This window comes from Streptomyces sp. NPDC048196, from assembly GCF_040652715.1.
GTDB classification, from domain to species: Bacteria; Actinomycetota; Actinomycetes; order Streptomycetales; family Streptomycetaceae; genus Streptomyces; species Streptomyces siderophoricus.
This window is the reverse complement of sequence record NZ_JBEZMM010000019.1, coordinates 48,355-62,835: the sequence shown is the minus strand read 5'-3', so window position 1 is coordinate 62,835 and position 14,481 is coordinate 48,355. Positions and strand designations below refer to the sequence as shown.

13 protein-coding genes, 1 pseudogene and 1 riboswitch are annotated in these 14,481 nt (G+C 70.1%); of the genes and pseudogenes, 8 read left to right on the top strand and 6 right to left on the bottom strand.

The genetic code is table 11. The annotated features are described in order from the left end of the window. The first annotated feature begins 159 nt into the window (after positions 1-159). Genes AB0E02_RS20125 through AB0E02_RS20110 form a run of 4 tightly spaced genes read left to right on the top strand, consistent with a single transcriptional unit; the run spans position 160 to position 5,637 of the window. A complete protein-coding gene (locus tag AB0E02_RS20125; RefSeq protein WP_362141179.1) occupies positions 160-1,950 on the top strand; it encodes a glycoside hydrolase family 13 protein in 1,791 nt (596 codons plus the stop codon). Positions 1,951-2,003: 53 nt separating this feature from the next. Beyond that, positions 2,004-3,338 (top strand): ABC transporter substrate-binding protein, encoded by a 1,335-nt coding sequence (locus AB0E02_RS20120; protein WP_362141177.1) that lies wholly within the window; start codon positions 2,004-2,006, stop codon positions 3,336-3,338. 17 nt (positions 3,339-3,355) lie between these two features. Next, on the top strand, positions 3,356-4,762 hold the full coding sequence (locus AB0E02_RS20115) for an ABC transporter permease subunit (protein WP_362141175.1): 1,407 nt from the start codon (positions 3,356-3,358) through the stop codon (positions 4,760-4,762). Further along, on the top strand, positions 4,759-5,637 hold the full coding sequence (locus AB0E02_RS20110) for a carbohydrate ABC transporter permease (RefSeq protein ID WP_362141173.1): 879 nt from the start codon (positions 4,759-4,761) through the stop codon (positions 5,635-5,637). Before AB0E02_RS20115 ends, AB0E02_RS20110 begins: the two co-directional genes overlap by 4 nt. Here the strand turns inward: AB0E02_RS20110 and AB0E02_RS20105 are convergent. After that, complete coding sequence (locus AB0E02_RS20105; RefSeq protein WP_362141171.1) at positions 5,630-6,037, bottom strand: metalloregulator ArsR/SmtB family transcription factor; 408 nt, start codon at positions 6,035-6,037, stop codon at positions 5,630-5,632. The genes AB0E02_RS20110 and AB0E02_RS20105 overlap by 8 nt on opposite strands. A gap of 81 nt (positions 6,038-6,118) precedes the next feature. Further along, positions 6,119-6,334: riboswitch (cobalamin riboswitch) on the top strand. A 30-nt stretch (positions 6,335-6,364) separates the two neighbouring features. Between AB0E02_RS20105 and AB0E02_RS20100 the strand changes: the two genes are divergently transcribed. Further along, positions 6,365-7,474, top strand: a complete 1,110-nt coding sequence (locus AB0E02_RS20100) for a HoxN/HupN/NixA family nickel/cobalt transporter (protein ID WP_362141302.1) — start codon at positions 6,365-6,367, stop codon at positions 7,472-7,474. 105 nt (positions 7,475-7,579) lie between these two features. Here AB0E02_RS20100 and AB0E02_RS20095 read toward each other — a convergent pair whose 3' ends face one another. From AB0E02_RS20095 to AB0E02_RS20085, 3 genes are all read right to left on the bottom strand, one after another. Beyond that, positions 7,580-7,990, bottom strand: coding sequence for a VOC family protein (locus AB0E02_RS20095; RefSeq protein WP_030412696.1), 411 nt, complete (start codon positions 7,988-7,990; stop codon positions 7,580-7,582). A gap of 10 nt (positions 7,991-8,000) precedes the next feature. Beyond that, entirely contained in the window at positions 8,001-8,444 is a 444-nt protein-coding gene (locus AB0E02_RS20090) for a helix-turn-helix transcriptional regulator (RefSeq protein ID WP_030412697.1), read from the bottom strand. A 143-nt stretch (positions 8,445-8,587) separates the two neighbouring features. After that, entirely contained in the window at positions 8,588-9,535 is a 948-nt protein-coding gene (locus tag AB0E02_RS20085; protein ID WP_362141168.1) for an oxidoreductase, read from the bottom strand. Positions 9,536-9,641: 106 nt separating this feature from the next. On the opposite strand from AB0E02_RS20085, the gene AB0E02_RS20080 reads away from it, so the two are divergent. After that, a complete protein-coding gene (locus AB0E02_RS20080) occupies positions 9,642-10,088 on the top strand; it encodes a MerR family transcriptional regulator (RefSeq protein ID WP_362141166.1) in 447 nt (148 codons plus the stop codon). A gap of 140 nt (positions 10,089-10,228) precedes the next feature. Here the strand turns inward: AB0E02_RS20080 and AB0E02_RS20075 are convergent, their stop codons facing one another. Further along, entirely contained in the window at positions 10,229-10,861 is a 633-nt protein-coding gene (locus AB0E02_RS20075; protein ID WP_362141164.1) for a DUF1524 domain-containing protein, read from the bottom strand. A gap of 188 nt (positions 10,862-11,049) precedes the next feature. Next, positions 11,050-11,928 (bottom strand): DUF4190 domain-containing protein, encoded by an 879-nt coding sequence (locus AB0E02_RS20070; RefSeq protein WP_362141162.1) that lies wholly within the window; start codon positions 11,926-11,928, stop codon positions 11,050-11,052. 368 nt (positions 11,929-12,296) lie between these two features. Here AB0E02_RS20070 and AB0E02_RS20065 point away from each other — a divergent pair, with 368 nt between their 5' ends. Together AB0E02_RS20065 and AB0E02_RS20060 are read left to right on the top strand one after the other, a co-directional pair. Next, the gene (locus AB0E02_RS20065) at positions 12,297-13,796 is read left to right on the top strand and encodes a glycosyltransferase family 39 protein (protein ID WP_362141160.1); all 1,500 of its coding nucleotides are present in this window, start codon (positions 12,297-12,299) and stop codon (positions 13,794-13,796) included. Between the two features lie 31 nt (positions 13,797-13,827). Beyond that, positions 13,828-14,381, top strand: a pseudogene (locus AB0E02_RS20060) (GNAT family N-acetyltransferase). Positions 14,382-14,481 lie beyond the last annotated feature (100 nt).

The following is a 14,481-nucleotide window of genomic DNA, read 5'->3' as shown; positions in this document are numbered from 1 at the left end:
GCGTCGACGCGCATCAGAATGCAGGACAAATCGGGGCATCCGCCAAGTAGTTCTTTCCTTTTCGTTGACACCGAAAAGACATGCCTACTTAACATGCATGCATAACAGCGACCCCGGCAGGCCGCACGGCATGCTCATGCAAGAACGGGATCACGGCAGATGCTCATCGCCACCGCAGACAACGGCTCCCCGGCCGAAGACGCGCCCTCCCTCCCCCTCACCGGCCCGGCCGCCCCCGCGTTCCGGCCGGCCACCGGGACCACGTCCCCGGACACGGCTCAGCGCTGGTGGCGCGACGCGGTGATCTACCAGGTCTACGTCCGCAGCTTCCTCGACAGCACCGGTGACGGCATCGGCGATCTGGCCGGTGTCCGCACGGGGTTGCCGTACCTCAAGAAGCTCGGGGTGGACGGCATCTGGCTCAGCCCCTTCTACCCCTCCCCGCAGCACGACCACGGTTACGACGTCGCCGACTACCGCGACGTCGACCCGGTCTACGGCGACCTCGCCGAATTCGACCTGCTGGTGGTCGACGCGCACCGGCTGGGCCTGAAGGTCCTCCTGGACATCGTCCCCAACCACTGCTCCAGCGAGCACCCGTGGTTCCGCGCGGCCCTGGAGGACGGGCCGGGCAGCGAGGCCCGCGCGCTGTTCCACTTCGCCGACGGGCGCGGGGCGGACGGTGAACTGCCGCCCAACAACTGGCGGGCGATGTTCGGCGGCCCCGCCTGGTCCCGGGTCACCGAGGCGGACGGGACCGCGGGCCAGTGGTACCTCCACATGTTCACGCCCGAGCAGCCCGACCTGAACTGGCGCAACCCCGCGGTGCCCGCCGACTTCGACAAGGTGCTGCGCTTCTGGCTGGACCGCGGCGTCGACGGCTTCCGGATCGACGTGGCCGCCGGACTGTTCAAGCACCCCGAGCTCCCCGACTCCCCCGACCCGGCGGCCGACGAGCGGACCCGCGACTCGGTCAACCCGCTGGCCTGGAACCAGCCCGAGGTGCACCAGGTGTGGCGCGACTGGCGCGCACTGTGCGAGGAGTACACCACCCGCGACGGCCGCGACCGGCTGCTGGTCGGCGAGGTCTCGGTGCGCACCCCGAGCGAACAGGCCGCGTACGTCCGGCCCGACGAGCTGCACCAGGCGTTCTTCTTCCACCTGCTGACCGCCCGCTGGGACGTCGACACCTTCCGCACGGTGATCTCCGAGGCGCTGACCGACATCGCGGGCACCGGCTCCACCGTCACCTGGGTCCTCAACAACCACGACCAGGTCCGGACCGTCACCCGGTACGCGACCGAACCCAGCAGTGGTCCTGGGGGCACCTCCCGGACGAAGTCTGGGGGAGGCCTCGGGCCCGCCCGGGCCCGGGCCGCCGCCCTGCTGATGCTGGCGCTGCCCGGCGCGGCGTACATCTACCAGGGCGAGGAGCTGGGGCTGCCGGAGGTCGTCGACCTGCCGGACGAGGTCCTGACCGACCCGATATTCCACCGCACCGGCAGCCGGCAGCACATCCGCGACGGCTGCCGGGTGCCGCTCCCCTGGTCCGGGCACGCCTCCCCGTTCGGCTTCACCGCGGGTACCGACGCGGCACGGCCCTGGCTGCCGCAGCCGGAGTGGTTCGCCGACCACGCCACGGACCGGGCGCTGGCCGACACCCGGTCGTTCTGGCACCTGTACCGCGAGGGACTGCAGCTGCGCCGCAGCCTCCCCCAGCTCGGCGAGGGAACGCTGCGCTGGCTCCCCTCCCCGCCCCAGGTGCTGGCCTTCGAACGCGGCGACGGTCTGGTCTGTGCCATCAACTTCGGCACCGAGCCGGTAGCTGCCCCCGCCCCCGGCGTCCCGCTGCTGGCCAGCGGCGACTGCCCCGCGGGAACGCTGCCCGGCTCCACCGCCGCCTGGTGGATGCACGCCCCCGGATCCGCGTCCGTACCCGCCCCCCGATAGCCCCACACCCCTCCCCCCGACGCCCCGCCAGTCCTCCCGAAGGGAAAACCACCATGAGACGACCCTCCGTACGACACACCCGAGCCGCCCTCTCCGGCGCGGCCGTGCTCGGCCTGGCGCTGTCCGCCACCGCCTGCGGCGGCGGCGCCTCGGCCGGCGGCGGCAAGCAGGAACTCAGCGGCCAGACGCTCACCGTGGCCGGTGTCTGGACCGGTGTGGAACAGACCAACTTCAAGAAGGTGCTGGACGGGTTCTCCGAGAAGACCGGCGCCAAGGTGGTCTTCTCCTCCACCGGCGACAACGTCTCGACCGTCGTCGGCAGCCAGATCGAGGGCGGCAACGCGCCCGACGTGGTGATGGTGCCGCAGGTCGGCGTGTTGCAGCAGTTCGCCAAGAAGGGCTGGCTGGCGCCCCTCTCGGCGGAGATCGGCGCCGAGGCCAAGCGGAACTTCGCACAGGTCTGGAAGGACTACGGCACGGTCGACAAGACGTACTACGGCCTGTACTTCAAGGCGTCGCACAAGTCGACGGTCTGGTACAGCCCGGAGGCGTTCTCGCAGGCCGGGGTGAAGCCCGCGAAGACGTACCAGGAGATGCTGAAGTCCGGCCGCACCCTCTCCGACTCGGGCGTCCCGGCCTTCTCGGTCGCCGGTGAGGCCGGCTGGCCGCTCACCGACTGGTTCGAGAACATCTACCTCTCCCAGGCCGGACAGGAGAAGTACGACCAGCTGGCCGCCCACAAGCTCCCGTGGACGGACGCCTCCGTGGTCAAGGCGCTGACCACGCTCGGCAAGCTCTTCGGCGACAAGAACCTGGTGGCCGGCGGCGGATCGGGCGCGCTGCGCACCGACTTCCCCGAGTCCGTCCAGCAGGTCTTCGGCTCCGAGCAGAAGGCCGCCATGGTCTACGAGGGCGACTTCGTCAGCGCCCTGGTCACCGACGAGCTGCACAAGAAGGTCGGCGAGGACGCCAAGTTCTTCCCGTTCCCGTCGGTCGACGGCGGCAAGGCGCCGGTGGTCAGCGGCGGTGACGCCGCGGTGGTGCTCAAGGCGGGCAAGAACAAGAAGGCCGCCATGGAACTGGTCAAGTACCTGGGCACGCCCGAGGCGTCGGCGATCTGGGCCAAGGCGGGCGGCTACATCTCGCCCAACAAGAAGGTGCCGGCGTCCGCCTACCACGACGAGGTCACCCGCAACGCGGCCAAGTCGCTGACCGGCGCCGGGAATTCGGTGCGCTTCGACATGTCCGACCAGGCACCGGCGGCCTTCGGCGGCACCCAGGGCGCCGGCGAGTGGAAGCTGCTGCAGGACTTCCTGCGTGACCCGTCCGACCCCAAGGGCACGACTGCGAAGCTCGAAGCGGCCGCGGCCAAGGCGTACGGAAAGTAAGGACCGAGGCTCCAGCCATGCCTGCCACCACTTCAGCGGTGCCGCCCGCCACCACGCGCGGCGGCCCGCCCCTCCCCCCGGGCGGCACTCCCCGCCGGACGGCCGCCGCCCCCGCGCGGCGCGCCGTCCGGCGCCGCCGCCGGATCGCCGCGGTGTTCCTCTTCCCCGCGCTGTTGCTGCTGGGGGCGCTCGTCGCGTACCCCATCGTGTTCTCGGTCATCCGCAGCCTGTACGACGCCTCGGGTGACACCTTCGTCGGGGTCGGCAACTACACCCAGATGTTCCAGGACCCGGCCACGCTCCGGGCCATCCGCAACAGCGCGATCTGGGTCGTCTTCGCCCCCGCGCTGCTGACCGGACTCGGTCTGGTGCTGGCCGTGCTGACCGAGAAGATCCGCTGGAAGACGGCGTTCAAGCTGCTGATGTTCATGCCGATGGCGATCTCCTTCCTCGCCGCCGGCATCATCTTCCGGCTCGCGTACGAGCAGGATCCGCAGCGCGGTGTGCTCAACGCGGTCACCGTCGGCATCCACGACAGCTTCCAGGGCGAGTCCACCTCCTTCCCGACGGCCAAGGCCCGGCTCGGCGACAAGCAGCTGACCAAGCGCCCCGACGGCGGCTACCGCACGACGCGCCGCACCGATCCCGGACAGGTCGTCAACCTCGGCCTGGTCGGTGTCGCGCCGAAGGACATGCCGCACCAGGCGCGGCCCGCGGCCGGGGCCGCGGGGGCCTCGGCCGGCCACGGTGAACTGCGCGGTGTGGTCTACCTCGACTTCACCCCCGGCGGTGGCGGCAAGCCCGGCACCGTGGACCGCGGTGAACGCGGGCTGCCGAAGCTCACCGTCGAGGCCGTCGACTCCCGTGGCAAGGTGGCCGGCACGGCGACCACCGCGGCCGACGGCTCCTACCGGCTGACCGGTCTCGCTTCGGGGTCGTACGCCCTGCAGCTCCCGGCGAAGGACTTCGCCCCGCCGTACGAGGGCATCGCCTGGCTCGGCCCGGCCCTCATCACCCCCGCCATCATCGGCGCCTACATGTGGATCTGGACCGGCTTCGCCCTGGTCCTCATCGGCGCCGGGCTCTCCTCGATGCCGCGGGACGTGCTGGAGGCCGCGCGGATGGACGGCGCCAACGAGTGGCAGGTCTTCCGCCGGATCACCGTGCCACTGCTCGGGCCCGTCCTGGGCGTGGTGTTCGTGACGATGGTGATCAACGTGATGAAGGTCTTCGACCTCGTCTACATCATCGCGCCCGGGCCCGTACAGCAGGACGCCAACGTCCTGGCCCTGCAGATGTGGCTGGTCTCCTTCGGCGGCGGCAACAACCAGGGACTGGGCAGCGCCCTCGGCGTCCTGCTGCTGCTCCTGGTGGTGCCGGCCATGGCCCTCAACATCCGTCGCTTCCGCAGGAGCCAGTCATGACCACCGTCCAGCAAACCGTCCCGCCGCGCAGGCGGTCGGCCCGCCCGGCGAAGCGGCTCAGCCGGGCCGTGATCCAGCTGTTCCTGCTGGTCATCGGCCTGGTCTGGCTCACCCCGGCCGCCGGCCTGTTCATCTCCTCGCTGCGTACGGAGGAGGCGAACGCCAACAGCGGCTGGTGGACCGCGCTGACCGCGCCCGGCCGGCTGTCGCTCGACAACTACGCGGCGCTGCTGAAGGATTCGGGCATCGTCCAGGCCTTCTGGAACACCGTGCTGATCTCGGTGCCCACCACGATCGCCGTCGTGGTGATCGCCGCACTGGCCGGCTACGCCTTCGCCTGGATGGACTTCCCTGGCCGGGACTGGATCTTCCTGGTCGTGGTCGCCATGCTGGTGGTGCCGGTGCAGATCGGCCTGCTGCCGGTGGCCAAACTGTTCGGCGCGCTCGGCCTGTTCGGCTCCATCCCGGGTGTCATCCTGTTCCACACCGCGTACGGTCTGCCGTTCGCCATCTTCCTGCTGCGCAACTACTTCGCGGAGATTCCCAAGGAGATGCTGGAGGCCGCGCGGATGGACGGCGGCGGGGAATGGCGGATCTTCTCCCAGCTGATCCTTCCGCTGGGCCGCCCGGCCATCGCCAGCCTGGCCATCTTCCAGTTCCTGTGGGTCTGGAACGACATGCTGGTCGCCCTGCTCTTCGCGGACAACGAGTCGCAGCCGCTGACGGTCGCCCTGCAGTCGCAGATGCGGCAGTTCGGCAGCAACATCGGCGTGCTGGCGCCCGGCGCCTTCCTGTCCCTGATCGTGCCGCTGATCGTGTTCTTCGCGTTCCAACGGCACTTCGTCCAGGGGATCATGGCCGGTTCGGTCAAGTAGTCCGGGGCGACCGCACGGCGCGGGGTCCGCTGTCCAGCACGGCGGGCCCCGCCGTCGTGCACTGCGTCAGCAGTTCCGCGGTCGCGTCGTCGACCACGCGGTAGCGCACCACCCGGCCGTCCTTGGCGCCCTCGACCACTCCGGCGGCCCGGAGCAGGCGCAGTGCCTGGGAGACCGCGGTGTCCTTCATGCCGGTGGCGACCGCCAGGTCGGAGACGGCGATGGGGCCGGCCCGGTGGAGGGCGAGCAGCAGGGCGAGGCGTCCGGGATCGGCGAGCAGGGCGAAGCGGTCGGCCCAGGCCCGGACCTCGCCCGGCTCACCGATGGCCGCGATGGCGTCGCAGACGCGGTGGCCGTCGATGGTGCGGTGGTCGGCGCGCTCGGCCGGGACGAGATGCATGAGGACATCTTTGCAGGTCACAGAATGTGATCTTGGATACCTGCACAGTTGTGCAGGCTTGAAGGGATCGTCGGACGACCCGTAAGGTTGGCGCGCCGTGGTGCTCGGGAAGCCGGTGACGGACCTCGTGGTCCCAGACCGGAGCGGCCCTCGCCACTGTGATCGGGGAGTTTCCACCCTTTTCGCTACGCGCACGGTGCGCGTACGACGCCACTGACCGCAGCCTGCGGCCGGGAAGGCGGGGCAGGACGCGTGCACCCGTAAGCCAGGAGACCGGCCACGGCATCTCACGAAGTGATCCACGAGGTGCTGGAGCGTGACCGCCGGATGGCCCTGTCCACCGATACCCCGACCACCCCTGCCCTCGCCACGTTCCGCTGGCGCCGGCAGGACACCGTCCGCACCGCGGGCCTGATGGCCGTCATAGCCGGGCTGCACGTCGTCGCCTTCGGCGTGCTGTTCCTGCTCGTGGTGCCCCACCACTACTCCGTCGGCAGCCAGGTCTTCGGCGTCGGACTCGGCATCACCGCCTACACCCTGGGCATGCGGCACGCCTTCGACGCCGACCACATCGCCGCGATCGACAACACCACCCGCAAGCTGATGGCCGACGGCAAGCGTCCGGTGTCGGTCGGCTTCTGGTTCGCCCTCGGCCACTCCAGCGTGGTGGTCGTCATGGCCGCCCTCGTCGCCGGCGGTGCCCAGCTCGCCGGCACCCTCCTCAACGACGAATCCCGCACCCACCAGATCCTCGGCACCGTCGGCACCACGGTCTCGGGCACGTTCCTCTACCTCATCGCGGCCCTCAACCTCATTGCGCTGACCGGGATCTGGCGGGTGTTCCGCGGGATGCGCGAAGGCCGCTTCGACGAGGCGGAGCTGGAGCAGCAGCTGGATTCGCGGGGCTTCATGAACCGCTTCCTGGGCCGCTTCACCCGCTCCATCTCCCGCCCCGGCCAGATGTTCCCGCTCGGCTTCCTCTTCGGGCTCGGCTTCGACACCGCCACCGAGGTCACCCTGATGGTGATGGCGGGCAGCGGCGCCGCGGCCGGCCTGCCCTGGTACGCGGTCCTGTGCCTGCCGCTGCTCTTCGCCGCGGGCATGAGCCTGTTCGACACCCTCGACGGCACCTTCATGAACTTCGCCTACCAGTGGGCGTTCTCCAACCCGGTGCGCAAGGTCTACTACAACCTCACCATCACCGGCCTGTCGATCGCCGTCGCGCTCTTCATCGGCACCATCGAGCTGGTGACCGTGCTCCACGACAAGCTCGGCCTCAGCGACCCGGTGACCGGCTGGGTCTCCGGCCTCGACCTCGACAACGTCGGCTTCATCATCGTCGGCCTGTTCGTGGTGGTGTGGGCCGCGGCGCTGGCGTACTGGCGCCTGGCCGGCGTCGAGAAGCGCTGGGCGGCGCGCTCCGCCGGCACGGGCTGAGGCCGCGTTCCGGCGCGTGACGACGCGCTCACCCGGCAGGCGGAGGGGGCGGGGCGTCGCGGCCCCGCCCCCTCCCCGTGGTCATGGCTACGCTCGCCGGCAGGCTCAGCGCAGCTCCTGGATGCGGATCAGATTGCCGGCGGGGTCGCGGAAGGCGCAGTCGCGGATGCCGTACGGCTGCTCGGTCGGCTCCTGGACGACCTCGGCGTCGCCGGCCTGCACCCGTTCGAAGGTGCCGTCGAGGTCCTTGGTGGCCAGCAGGATCCAGCCGTAGGTGCCCTTGGCCATCATCTCGGTGATGGTGCGGCGCTCGTCGTCGGTGACCCCGGGGTCGGCGGCCGGCGGCGCCAGGAGGATCGACGTGTCGGGCTGGCCTGCGGGGCCGACCGTGATCCAGCGCATCTTGCCGTTCCCGACGTCGTTGCGGACCTCGAAGCCGAGGGTGTCGCGGTAGAAGGCCAGGGAGGCGTCCGGGTCGTCGTGCGGGAGGAAGCTGGTGTGAATGGTGATGTCCATGGCTCCCACGCTAGAGCCGCTCGGTGACCTGCGCTTCTCGATTCCTGATCGGTCTGGTCACCTGCTTCGCCAGGCACGGCGGCAGCTCCGCCGGTGCGAGCGCCGCCTGGCGCCGGTAGGCACTGGGCGGCATCCCGACCAGCTCGGTGAAGCGCGTGCTGAAGGTGCCCAGTGACGAGCAGCCCACCGCGAAACAGACCTCGGTGACGCTGAGGTCGCCACGGCGCAGGAGGGCCATCGCGCGCTCGATGCGCCGCGTCATCAGGTAGGAGTACGGGGACTCGCCGTACGCCAGCCGGAACTGGCGGCTGAGGTGCCCGGCCGACATGTTCACGCCACGGGCGAGCGCCTCGACGTTCAGCGGCTGGGCGTACTCCCGGTCGATCCGGTCGCGGACGCGGCGCAGCAGCGCGAGATCGCGCAGGGACTGGGCCGTGGTGGGTCTGCTGGTCACGAGCGCGATCGTGCCACGTCCCGTCGGCGTTGCCCAGCACCGCAGGTGTCCGGCGGGAGCCGGGGAGCGCCGGTCACGCCGGTCACTTCCGCCGGACGGTTACCGCGGGCACGGGCGAGGGCGGCCGGCGACGCCCGGACGGCTCAGAAATCCGTCTCCGTGAGGGCGCTGGAGAGTTCCCAGAGGCGGGCGGCGGCTTCGGGGTCGGTGGCCCAGGGTTTGACACCGCCGACGAGCATGTCGTCGGTGTCGGCCGGGTCCGCGAGGTCGCAGTCCTGGCAGTAGGCACCGCCGTACGCGTCGAGCAGCGGTGAGGTCGCGGCCCAGACCGCGGTGGCCGCGCCCTGTTGTGGCGTCTTGAAGCCGTCGGCCGGCCGGCCGTCGGGGGTGACCCAGCCGTGCGCGAGCCACTCCTCGCGCGGGACGTGGCGTTGCAGCGGAGTCAGGATGCTGCCCGGGTGCACGGCGAAGGCGTGCAGTCCGCTCGCGGCGCCGAGGCGGTCGAGGTGGTGGGCGAAGAGGGCGTTGGCCGTCTTGGACTGCGCGTAGGCGAGCCAGCGGTCGTAGCCGGTCCGGAAGTGGAGGTCGTCCCAACGGATGTCGGAGAGGAAGTGCCCCGAGGAGGCCACGGCCACCACCCGGGCGCCGGGGGCGAGGCAGGGACGGAGACGGTTGACGAGCGCGAAGTGCCCGAGGTGGTTGACGGCGAAGTGGGCTTCCCAGCCGGGCCCGATGCGGGTCTCCGGACAGGCCATGATGCCCGCGTTGTTGATGATGATGTCGAGGGTGCGCCCGGTCTGCAGGAAGCGGTCGGAGAAGGTCCGGACGCTTTCCAGGTCGGCCAGGTCGAGCGTGCGGACCTCGGCCCCGGGGACGTCCCGCAGGGCTTCCTCGGCGACGGCTGCCCGCCGGGCGGGGACGATGACGCGGGCCCCGGCGCGGGCCAGGGCGCGAGTCGCTGCCAGGCCGAGTCCGGAGTATCCGCCGGTGACCAGCGCGGTGCTGCCGGCCAGGTCGATACCGGCCAGGACCTCGTCGGCCGTACTGTGCGCGCCGAATCCCGTGCCGATTTTCTGCTGCTTCGTGATCATGCGGACGACGCTAAAAGCTGGAGTGCACGCTAGGTCAAGGTACGGTTCGCGGAGGGAGCAGATGAACGGGATGAACCGGGAGGGAAGGGATGGCGGGGTGGGCAGGATGGGTGAGCACGTGAACGGCATGTCCATAGGCAGGGTCGCCGAGTTGACCGGGATGAGCGTGCATGCGCTGCGGTTCTTCGAGCGTGAGGGGCTGTTCCTGCGCGAGATCCCCCGCTCCGCCGGTGGGCAGCGCGTCTATGCGCAGACGGACGTGGACTGGCTCGCGCTGTGCGACCGGCTGCGTGCCTCCGGCATGCCGATCGCCACGATCAGGAAGTTCGCGGACCTCGTCCGCTCCGGTCCGGGCAATGAACCGGACCGGCTGGCGCTGCTGCGCGAGCACGAGCGCGCGGTGGAAGCGAAGATGGCGGAGCTGCAGGCATGCCGGGAAGTCATCCACGCCAAGGTCGTCACATACGAGCAGCACGTGCGCAACGGAACCGCTGCGGGGGTGTGGGCCCCTATGTCCGCGCCTGCGTCCTCGGACGGGGCGCGGTCCTCGTGAGGGTCGGGCGTTCCGGCCGCGGGGTCTTCTGAGCCGGCCGCGGTGTCCGGCCGGAGGGAGGGCCGGCCGGACACCGCGCTACGGGCCGGTGCCGAACGGACTGAGAGGCGGCGGGGCGCTCACCCTCCGCCCGTCGTCGGTCAGTTGGTGCAGCTGTCGAGCATGGAGGACAGGGCGGCCTTCTCCTTGTCGGTGGTGGTGAGCTTCCAGATGGACTTGATGTGGGTGTAGTCCTTGGCGTAGGTGCACCAGAAGGCGTGGTTGGTGGGCTTCCAGTCGGCCGGTCCGCTGTCGCTCTTGGAACTGTTGGAGGACTCCGAGGCGATCAGCAGCTGGGGGTCCTTGAGGTCGTTGCCGAAGGCCTTGCGCCGGTCGGCGCTCCAGGAGTCGGCACCGGAGCGCCAGGCTTCGGCGAGCGGGACCATGTGGTCGATGGTGGCCTGGGCGACGTCGGTGACGGTGGTGTCGTCGTAGGCCGAGTACCAACTCCCGCTGGACGGCTGGCAGTTGCCGGACGTGTCGACGACGTTCTTGCCGTCGCGGGCGAGGACGTCCTGGCGGGTGGTGCAGCCGTCGGGCTGCTTGGCCCATATGTCGAATTTATCGCGGGCGTAGCCGTCCATGGAGTGCGGGGGCGCGACGGTGAGGGCGGCGAGTTCGGCGCGGGCGGTGGCCGTCGAGGGCGGGGCGGGCGGTTCGGCCAGCGCCGGTGCGGCGGTCAGGCCGAGGAGGGTGACGGAGGCGGCAGACAGGCCGAAAACGGCACGACGCATGGGGTCTCCAGAAGTGTGGGGGGGGGGTTGGAGAGACACTTCAGGGAACCGCACAACGGGAACCGGGCGCTACGCGCGTTGAATGAACATGACAATCTCATGCCTTGTTCATTACCTACTCATGGGGAAGTCCCCGCGCCTCACCCTCGGAGCGGGGACGCCCTCATGACGCCGCGTCAGGAGTCGGATCAGCGGGTCGAGCCGCTCCAGTAGGCGTCGTCCCACCGCATCACGTCGGGGCTGAACTCGACCTCGGCCCGGTCGGCGGCAGTTGGGGGCAGCGAGAAGGCGTACTTGCCGACGGCCTTCCGGCCGGGCAGGAGGTAACCGGTGAGGACCTTCTGCCGGCCGCTTCCGTCGATCACCAGCTGCGCAGAGGCTCCGTCGGCGTCATTGACGTCCGGCAGCCCGGTCTCGATCGAGACCCGTTCCTTTCCGGTGTTGACCACCGTGATCGTGACCTGAACGGCCTTGTTGCCCTTGGCGTGACCGTTGGCGAAGGCGTCCGGGGTGAACGGCGTCGGCTTGGCCACGGTCACCTTCAGTCCGTCACCGAAGGTGTACGACTTCCCGAAGGGCAGATGCCGGGCCTTCTCCTCGGCCGCCGCCTCCTCCCTCTCCTCCTTGGCCTCTCTCTTGACCTCCTTGACCTTCTCGCGGGCGTGGTCGACGGCGTGTTTGACCGTCAGGACCATGAAGACTCCGGTGCCCGCGGCGATCAGCAGGCCGACGATGCCCATGACGAGACCGCTGACGGCCATGGCCCGGTTCGTGGCCAGGCCCTTGCGGACGTGACTCAGGCCGATCGAACCGAAGATCACGGCCAGCAGTGCCGGCAACCAGGAAATCCAGAACAGGAGGATGAACACGCCGAGGCCGATACCGACGAGGCCGAGCACCAGAGCCGTGATGCCCATGCCGTTACGCGGCTGCGCCGTCGGCACCGGGTACGGCAGGCGGGGCACTTCGGCCTCACCCGCCGCGGAGGAAGGCGGAGCCCACGGGTCGTGGTCCGGCGACGGTCTCCCCGAGGACGAGGAGCCGTCGGAAGAAGTGGGCGTGGTCATGCGGATCCCTTCGGGCAATGAGGCACTCGGACCTGCCCGAGTTTTTTCGATTTTATTACCTCGTGCCGTCGATACCGGACCCTCACCCCCGGGAATGCAGGGACGCCCCGACCTTCAACGGCGACCCGGGCCAGCACAGAAGCCGATAGGCAGGACATTTACCGCCAATTCGGCAAATCTCAATGTGATCTTCGTCGGAACCTGTTCCTGGATGTGACATGGCGGCGAGGAAATGTGCCCACTGCGCGTAGATTCCGGACGACGGGGAGATCACCGAGCCCAATTACGGCTTGCCCCTTCGGCTTTGGCGGAATGCACGCTCCAGCAGGCGTTCCGGTATTTCCGCATTCAGGTATTTGGGGGGCACCGTGCGGCACGGCCGCATATCCATCTGCACCGGTCCGGCCGTCCTTGCGCTCGCTCTCGGACTGTGGGGCATCACGCGCGAGCACAGCATGTGGCGGGACGAGGCAGCGACCTGGCAAGCAGCACATCGGTCGCTGACCGAGATAGGACACATGGTCGGCCAGGTCGACGTCGTCCACGGCCTGTACTACGCGGTGATGCACGGGATCTTCGCCCTCTTCGGCGACAGTCTGGTCACCCTGCGGTTGCCCTCGGTGCTCGCCACCGCCACCGCATGCGGACTGACCGCGCTGGTCGGCGCCCGGCTCTCCACCGGCGTGGCGGGGACGGCTGCGGGGCTCGCGCTGGCGGTCGTTCCGGCGGTTCAGGAGCACGCCCAGGAGGGACGGTCGTACGCCCTCGTGCTCGCCTTCGTCGTCCTCGCGACGTGGTTGCTGGTGAGCGCACTTGAGCGGCCGGACGGCCGGCGGTGGGCCGGGTACGCGGCCGCCACGCTGATCGCCGCATGGCTCAACTGGTTCTCGCTGTTCGCGCTCGTCGCGCACGGCGTCACCCTGGTGTGCGTCCGGCCCGGCCGAACCCGCCTCGCGGGGTGGGCACTTGCCGCCTCCGGGGCCGTTACCGCGGCCCTGCCGGTGATCCTGACCAGCCGGCTCCAGTCCTCACAGGTCTCCTGGATCAAGCCGCTCGGCTGGTCGACCGTACTGGGTGTGCTGATCACCGTGGCGGTCGCGGCCCTCTGCACGCGTCTGCCGCAGGCCCGCGGGATGCTGCGCCCGCGCGCGCAAGCGCCGCTGACGCGCCTGAACCTCGCGGTCGTCGCGCTCCCGCTCTGCGCGGTGCCGCAGGTCGGACTGGCGCTCATCTCCCTGGCCAAACCCCTCTATGTGACACGCTACGTGCTGTTCGCGTACGCAGGGCTCGCGCTTCTGATCGGTGTCCTGCTCGCCACGATCGCCGCACGTCTCAGGACGGACGCCCGGGTGCTGCTCCCCGTCGCCGTCACCCTGGCCCTCCTGGCGCTGCTCCCGTTCGAGCTCCGCCTGCGTACCGAGGAGAGCCGCATCGACGACGTACTCAGCGCGGCAGCCAGGGTCGGCGACGTTCGCGACACCGCCGACGGCGTCCTCTACATCCCCGCCGCGCGCCGCGACACCGCTCTCGTGTCGCCCCATGAGTTCGCCGGTCTGCACGATCTGGCCCTGTCCCAGGGGCCGGTGGCATCCGGCACGCTCAAGGGCATAGAGGCTGAACCACGCGACATAGAGCGCGCCATGCTGGGCGCACGGCGCATCGTGCTCGTCACCGACCCCGGGCCGCGCCGGGCCGACACCGTACGCGACCTCACCAAGCAGCGGGTGCTGCGGACACGCTTCGTACGCTGCTCGGCCAGCGTCGTCCGGGGCCGCCAGGTGGACCTCTACGAGCGCGGGAAGTGCCACCGCACGGGTGGGCCGGACGCCCTGCGCACCAGCTCGGCAGGCCGAGGTGCTCGGGGATAGGAGCCGCACGAGCAGTGGTAGGAAGAGCCGTATGAGCATCTTTCTGGAGACCGGACGGATCGCGCTTCGGCCGTTCACCGCGGGGGACGTGGACCTACTGGTCGATCTGGACGGCGACCCGGAGGTGATGCGGTACCTCAACGGCGGGCGGCCGACGCCGCACGAGACGATCCGCACCGAGCGCCTGCCACGCCTGATGCGCACCTTCGCCGCGACCGGAACCGTGGGTTACTGGGCCGCCGAGGCCAAGGACACCCAGGCGTTCCTCGGCTGGTTCCATTTCCGTCCCGCCGAGGAGGACAGCCCGGCCGTGGTCGAGCTCGGCTATCGCCTGCGCCGGGCTGCCTGGGGCCACGGCTACGCCACCGAGGGCGCCCGGGCCTGATCCGTAAGGGATTCACCGAACTCGGTGTCCAGCGGGTGACCGCCCACACCATGGCCGTCAATGCCGCCTCCCGACGCGTGATGGAGAAGGCCGGCCTGCGCTACGTCCGCACCTACTTCGGCGACTGGCCCGAAGCCATCCCCGGTTCCGAGCACGGCGACGTCGAGTACGCCCTGACCAGGGCGGAATGGGCCGAATAGGTCGTCGGGTGCGAGCAGGCCGGCATGGCGGTCCGGCCGGCGTTCCCGAACGCCGGCCGGACTGCTGCTCAGTCACCTGCCTTGTGGAGCAAGCGAGTTG

Excerpts from the sequence above, each read along its gene's own strand:
- AB0E02_RS20085 (WP_362141168.1), bottom strand. The coding sequence starts at position 9,535 with ATGATCACGAAGCAGCAGAAAATCGGCACGGGATTCGGCGCGCACAGT.
- AB0E02_RS20105 (WP_362141171.1), bottom strand. The coding sequence starts at position 6,037 with ATGCATCTCGTCCCGGCCGAGCGCGCCGACCACCGCACCATCGACGGC.
- AB0E02_RS20075 (WP_362141164.1), bottom strand. The coding sequence starts at position 10,861 with ATGCGTCGTGCCGTTTTCGGCCTGTCTGCCGCCTCCGTCACCCTCCTC.
- AB0E02_RS20125 (WP_362141179.1), top strand. The coding sequence starts at position 160 with ATGCTCATCGCCACCGCAGACAACGGCTCCCCGGCCGAAGACGCGCCC.
- AB0E02_RS20100 (WP_362141302.1), top strand. The coding sequence starts at position 6,365 with ATGGCCCTGTCCACCGATACCCCGACCACCCCTGCCCTCGCCACGTTC.
- AB0E02_RS20115 (WP_362141175.1), top strand. The coding sequence starts at position 3,356 with ATGCCTGCCACCACTTCAGCGGTGCCGCCCGCCACCACGCGCGGCGGC.
- AB0E02_RS20080 (WP_362141166.1), top strand. The coding sequence starts at position 9,642 with ATGGGTGAGCACGTGAACGGCATGTCCATAGGCAGGGTCGCCGAGTTG.
- AB0E02_RS20070 (WP_362141162.1), bottom strand. The coding sequence starts at position 11,928 with ATGACCACGCCCACTTCTTCCGACGGCTCCTCGTCCTCGGGGAGACCG.
- AB0E02_RS20120 (WP_362141177.1), top strand. The coding sequence starts at position 2,004 with ATGAGACGACCCTCCGTACGACACACCCGAGCCGCCCTCTCCGGCGCG.
- AB0E02_RS20095 (WP_030412696.1), bottom strand. The coding sequence starts at position 7,990 with ATGGACATCACCATTCACACCAGCTTCCTCCCGCACGACGACCCGGAC.
- AB0E02_RS20110 (WP_362141173.1), top strand. The coding sequence starts at position 4,759 with ATGACCACCGTCCAGCAAACCGTCCCGCCGCGCAGGCGGTCGGCCCGC.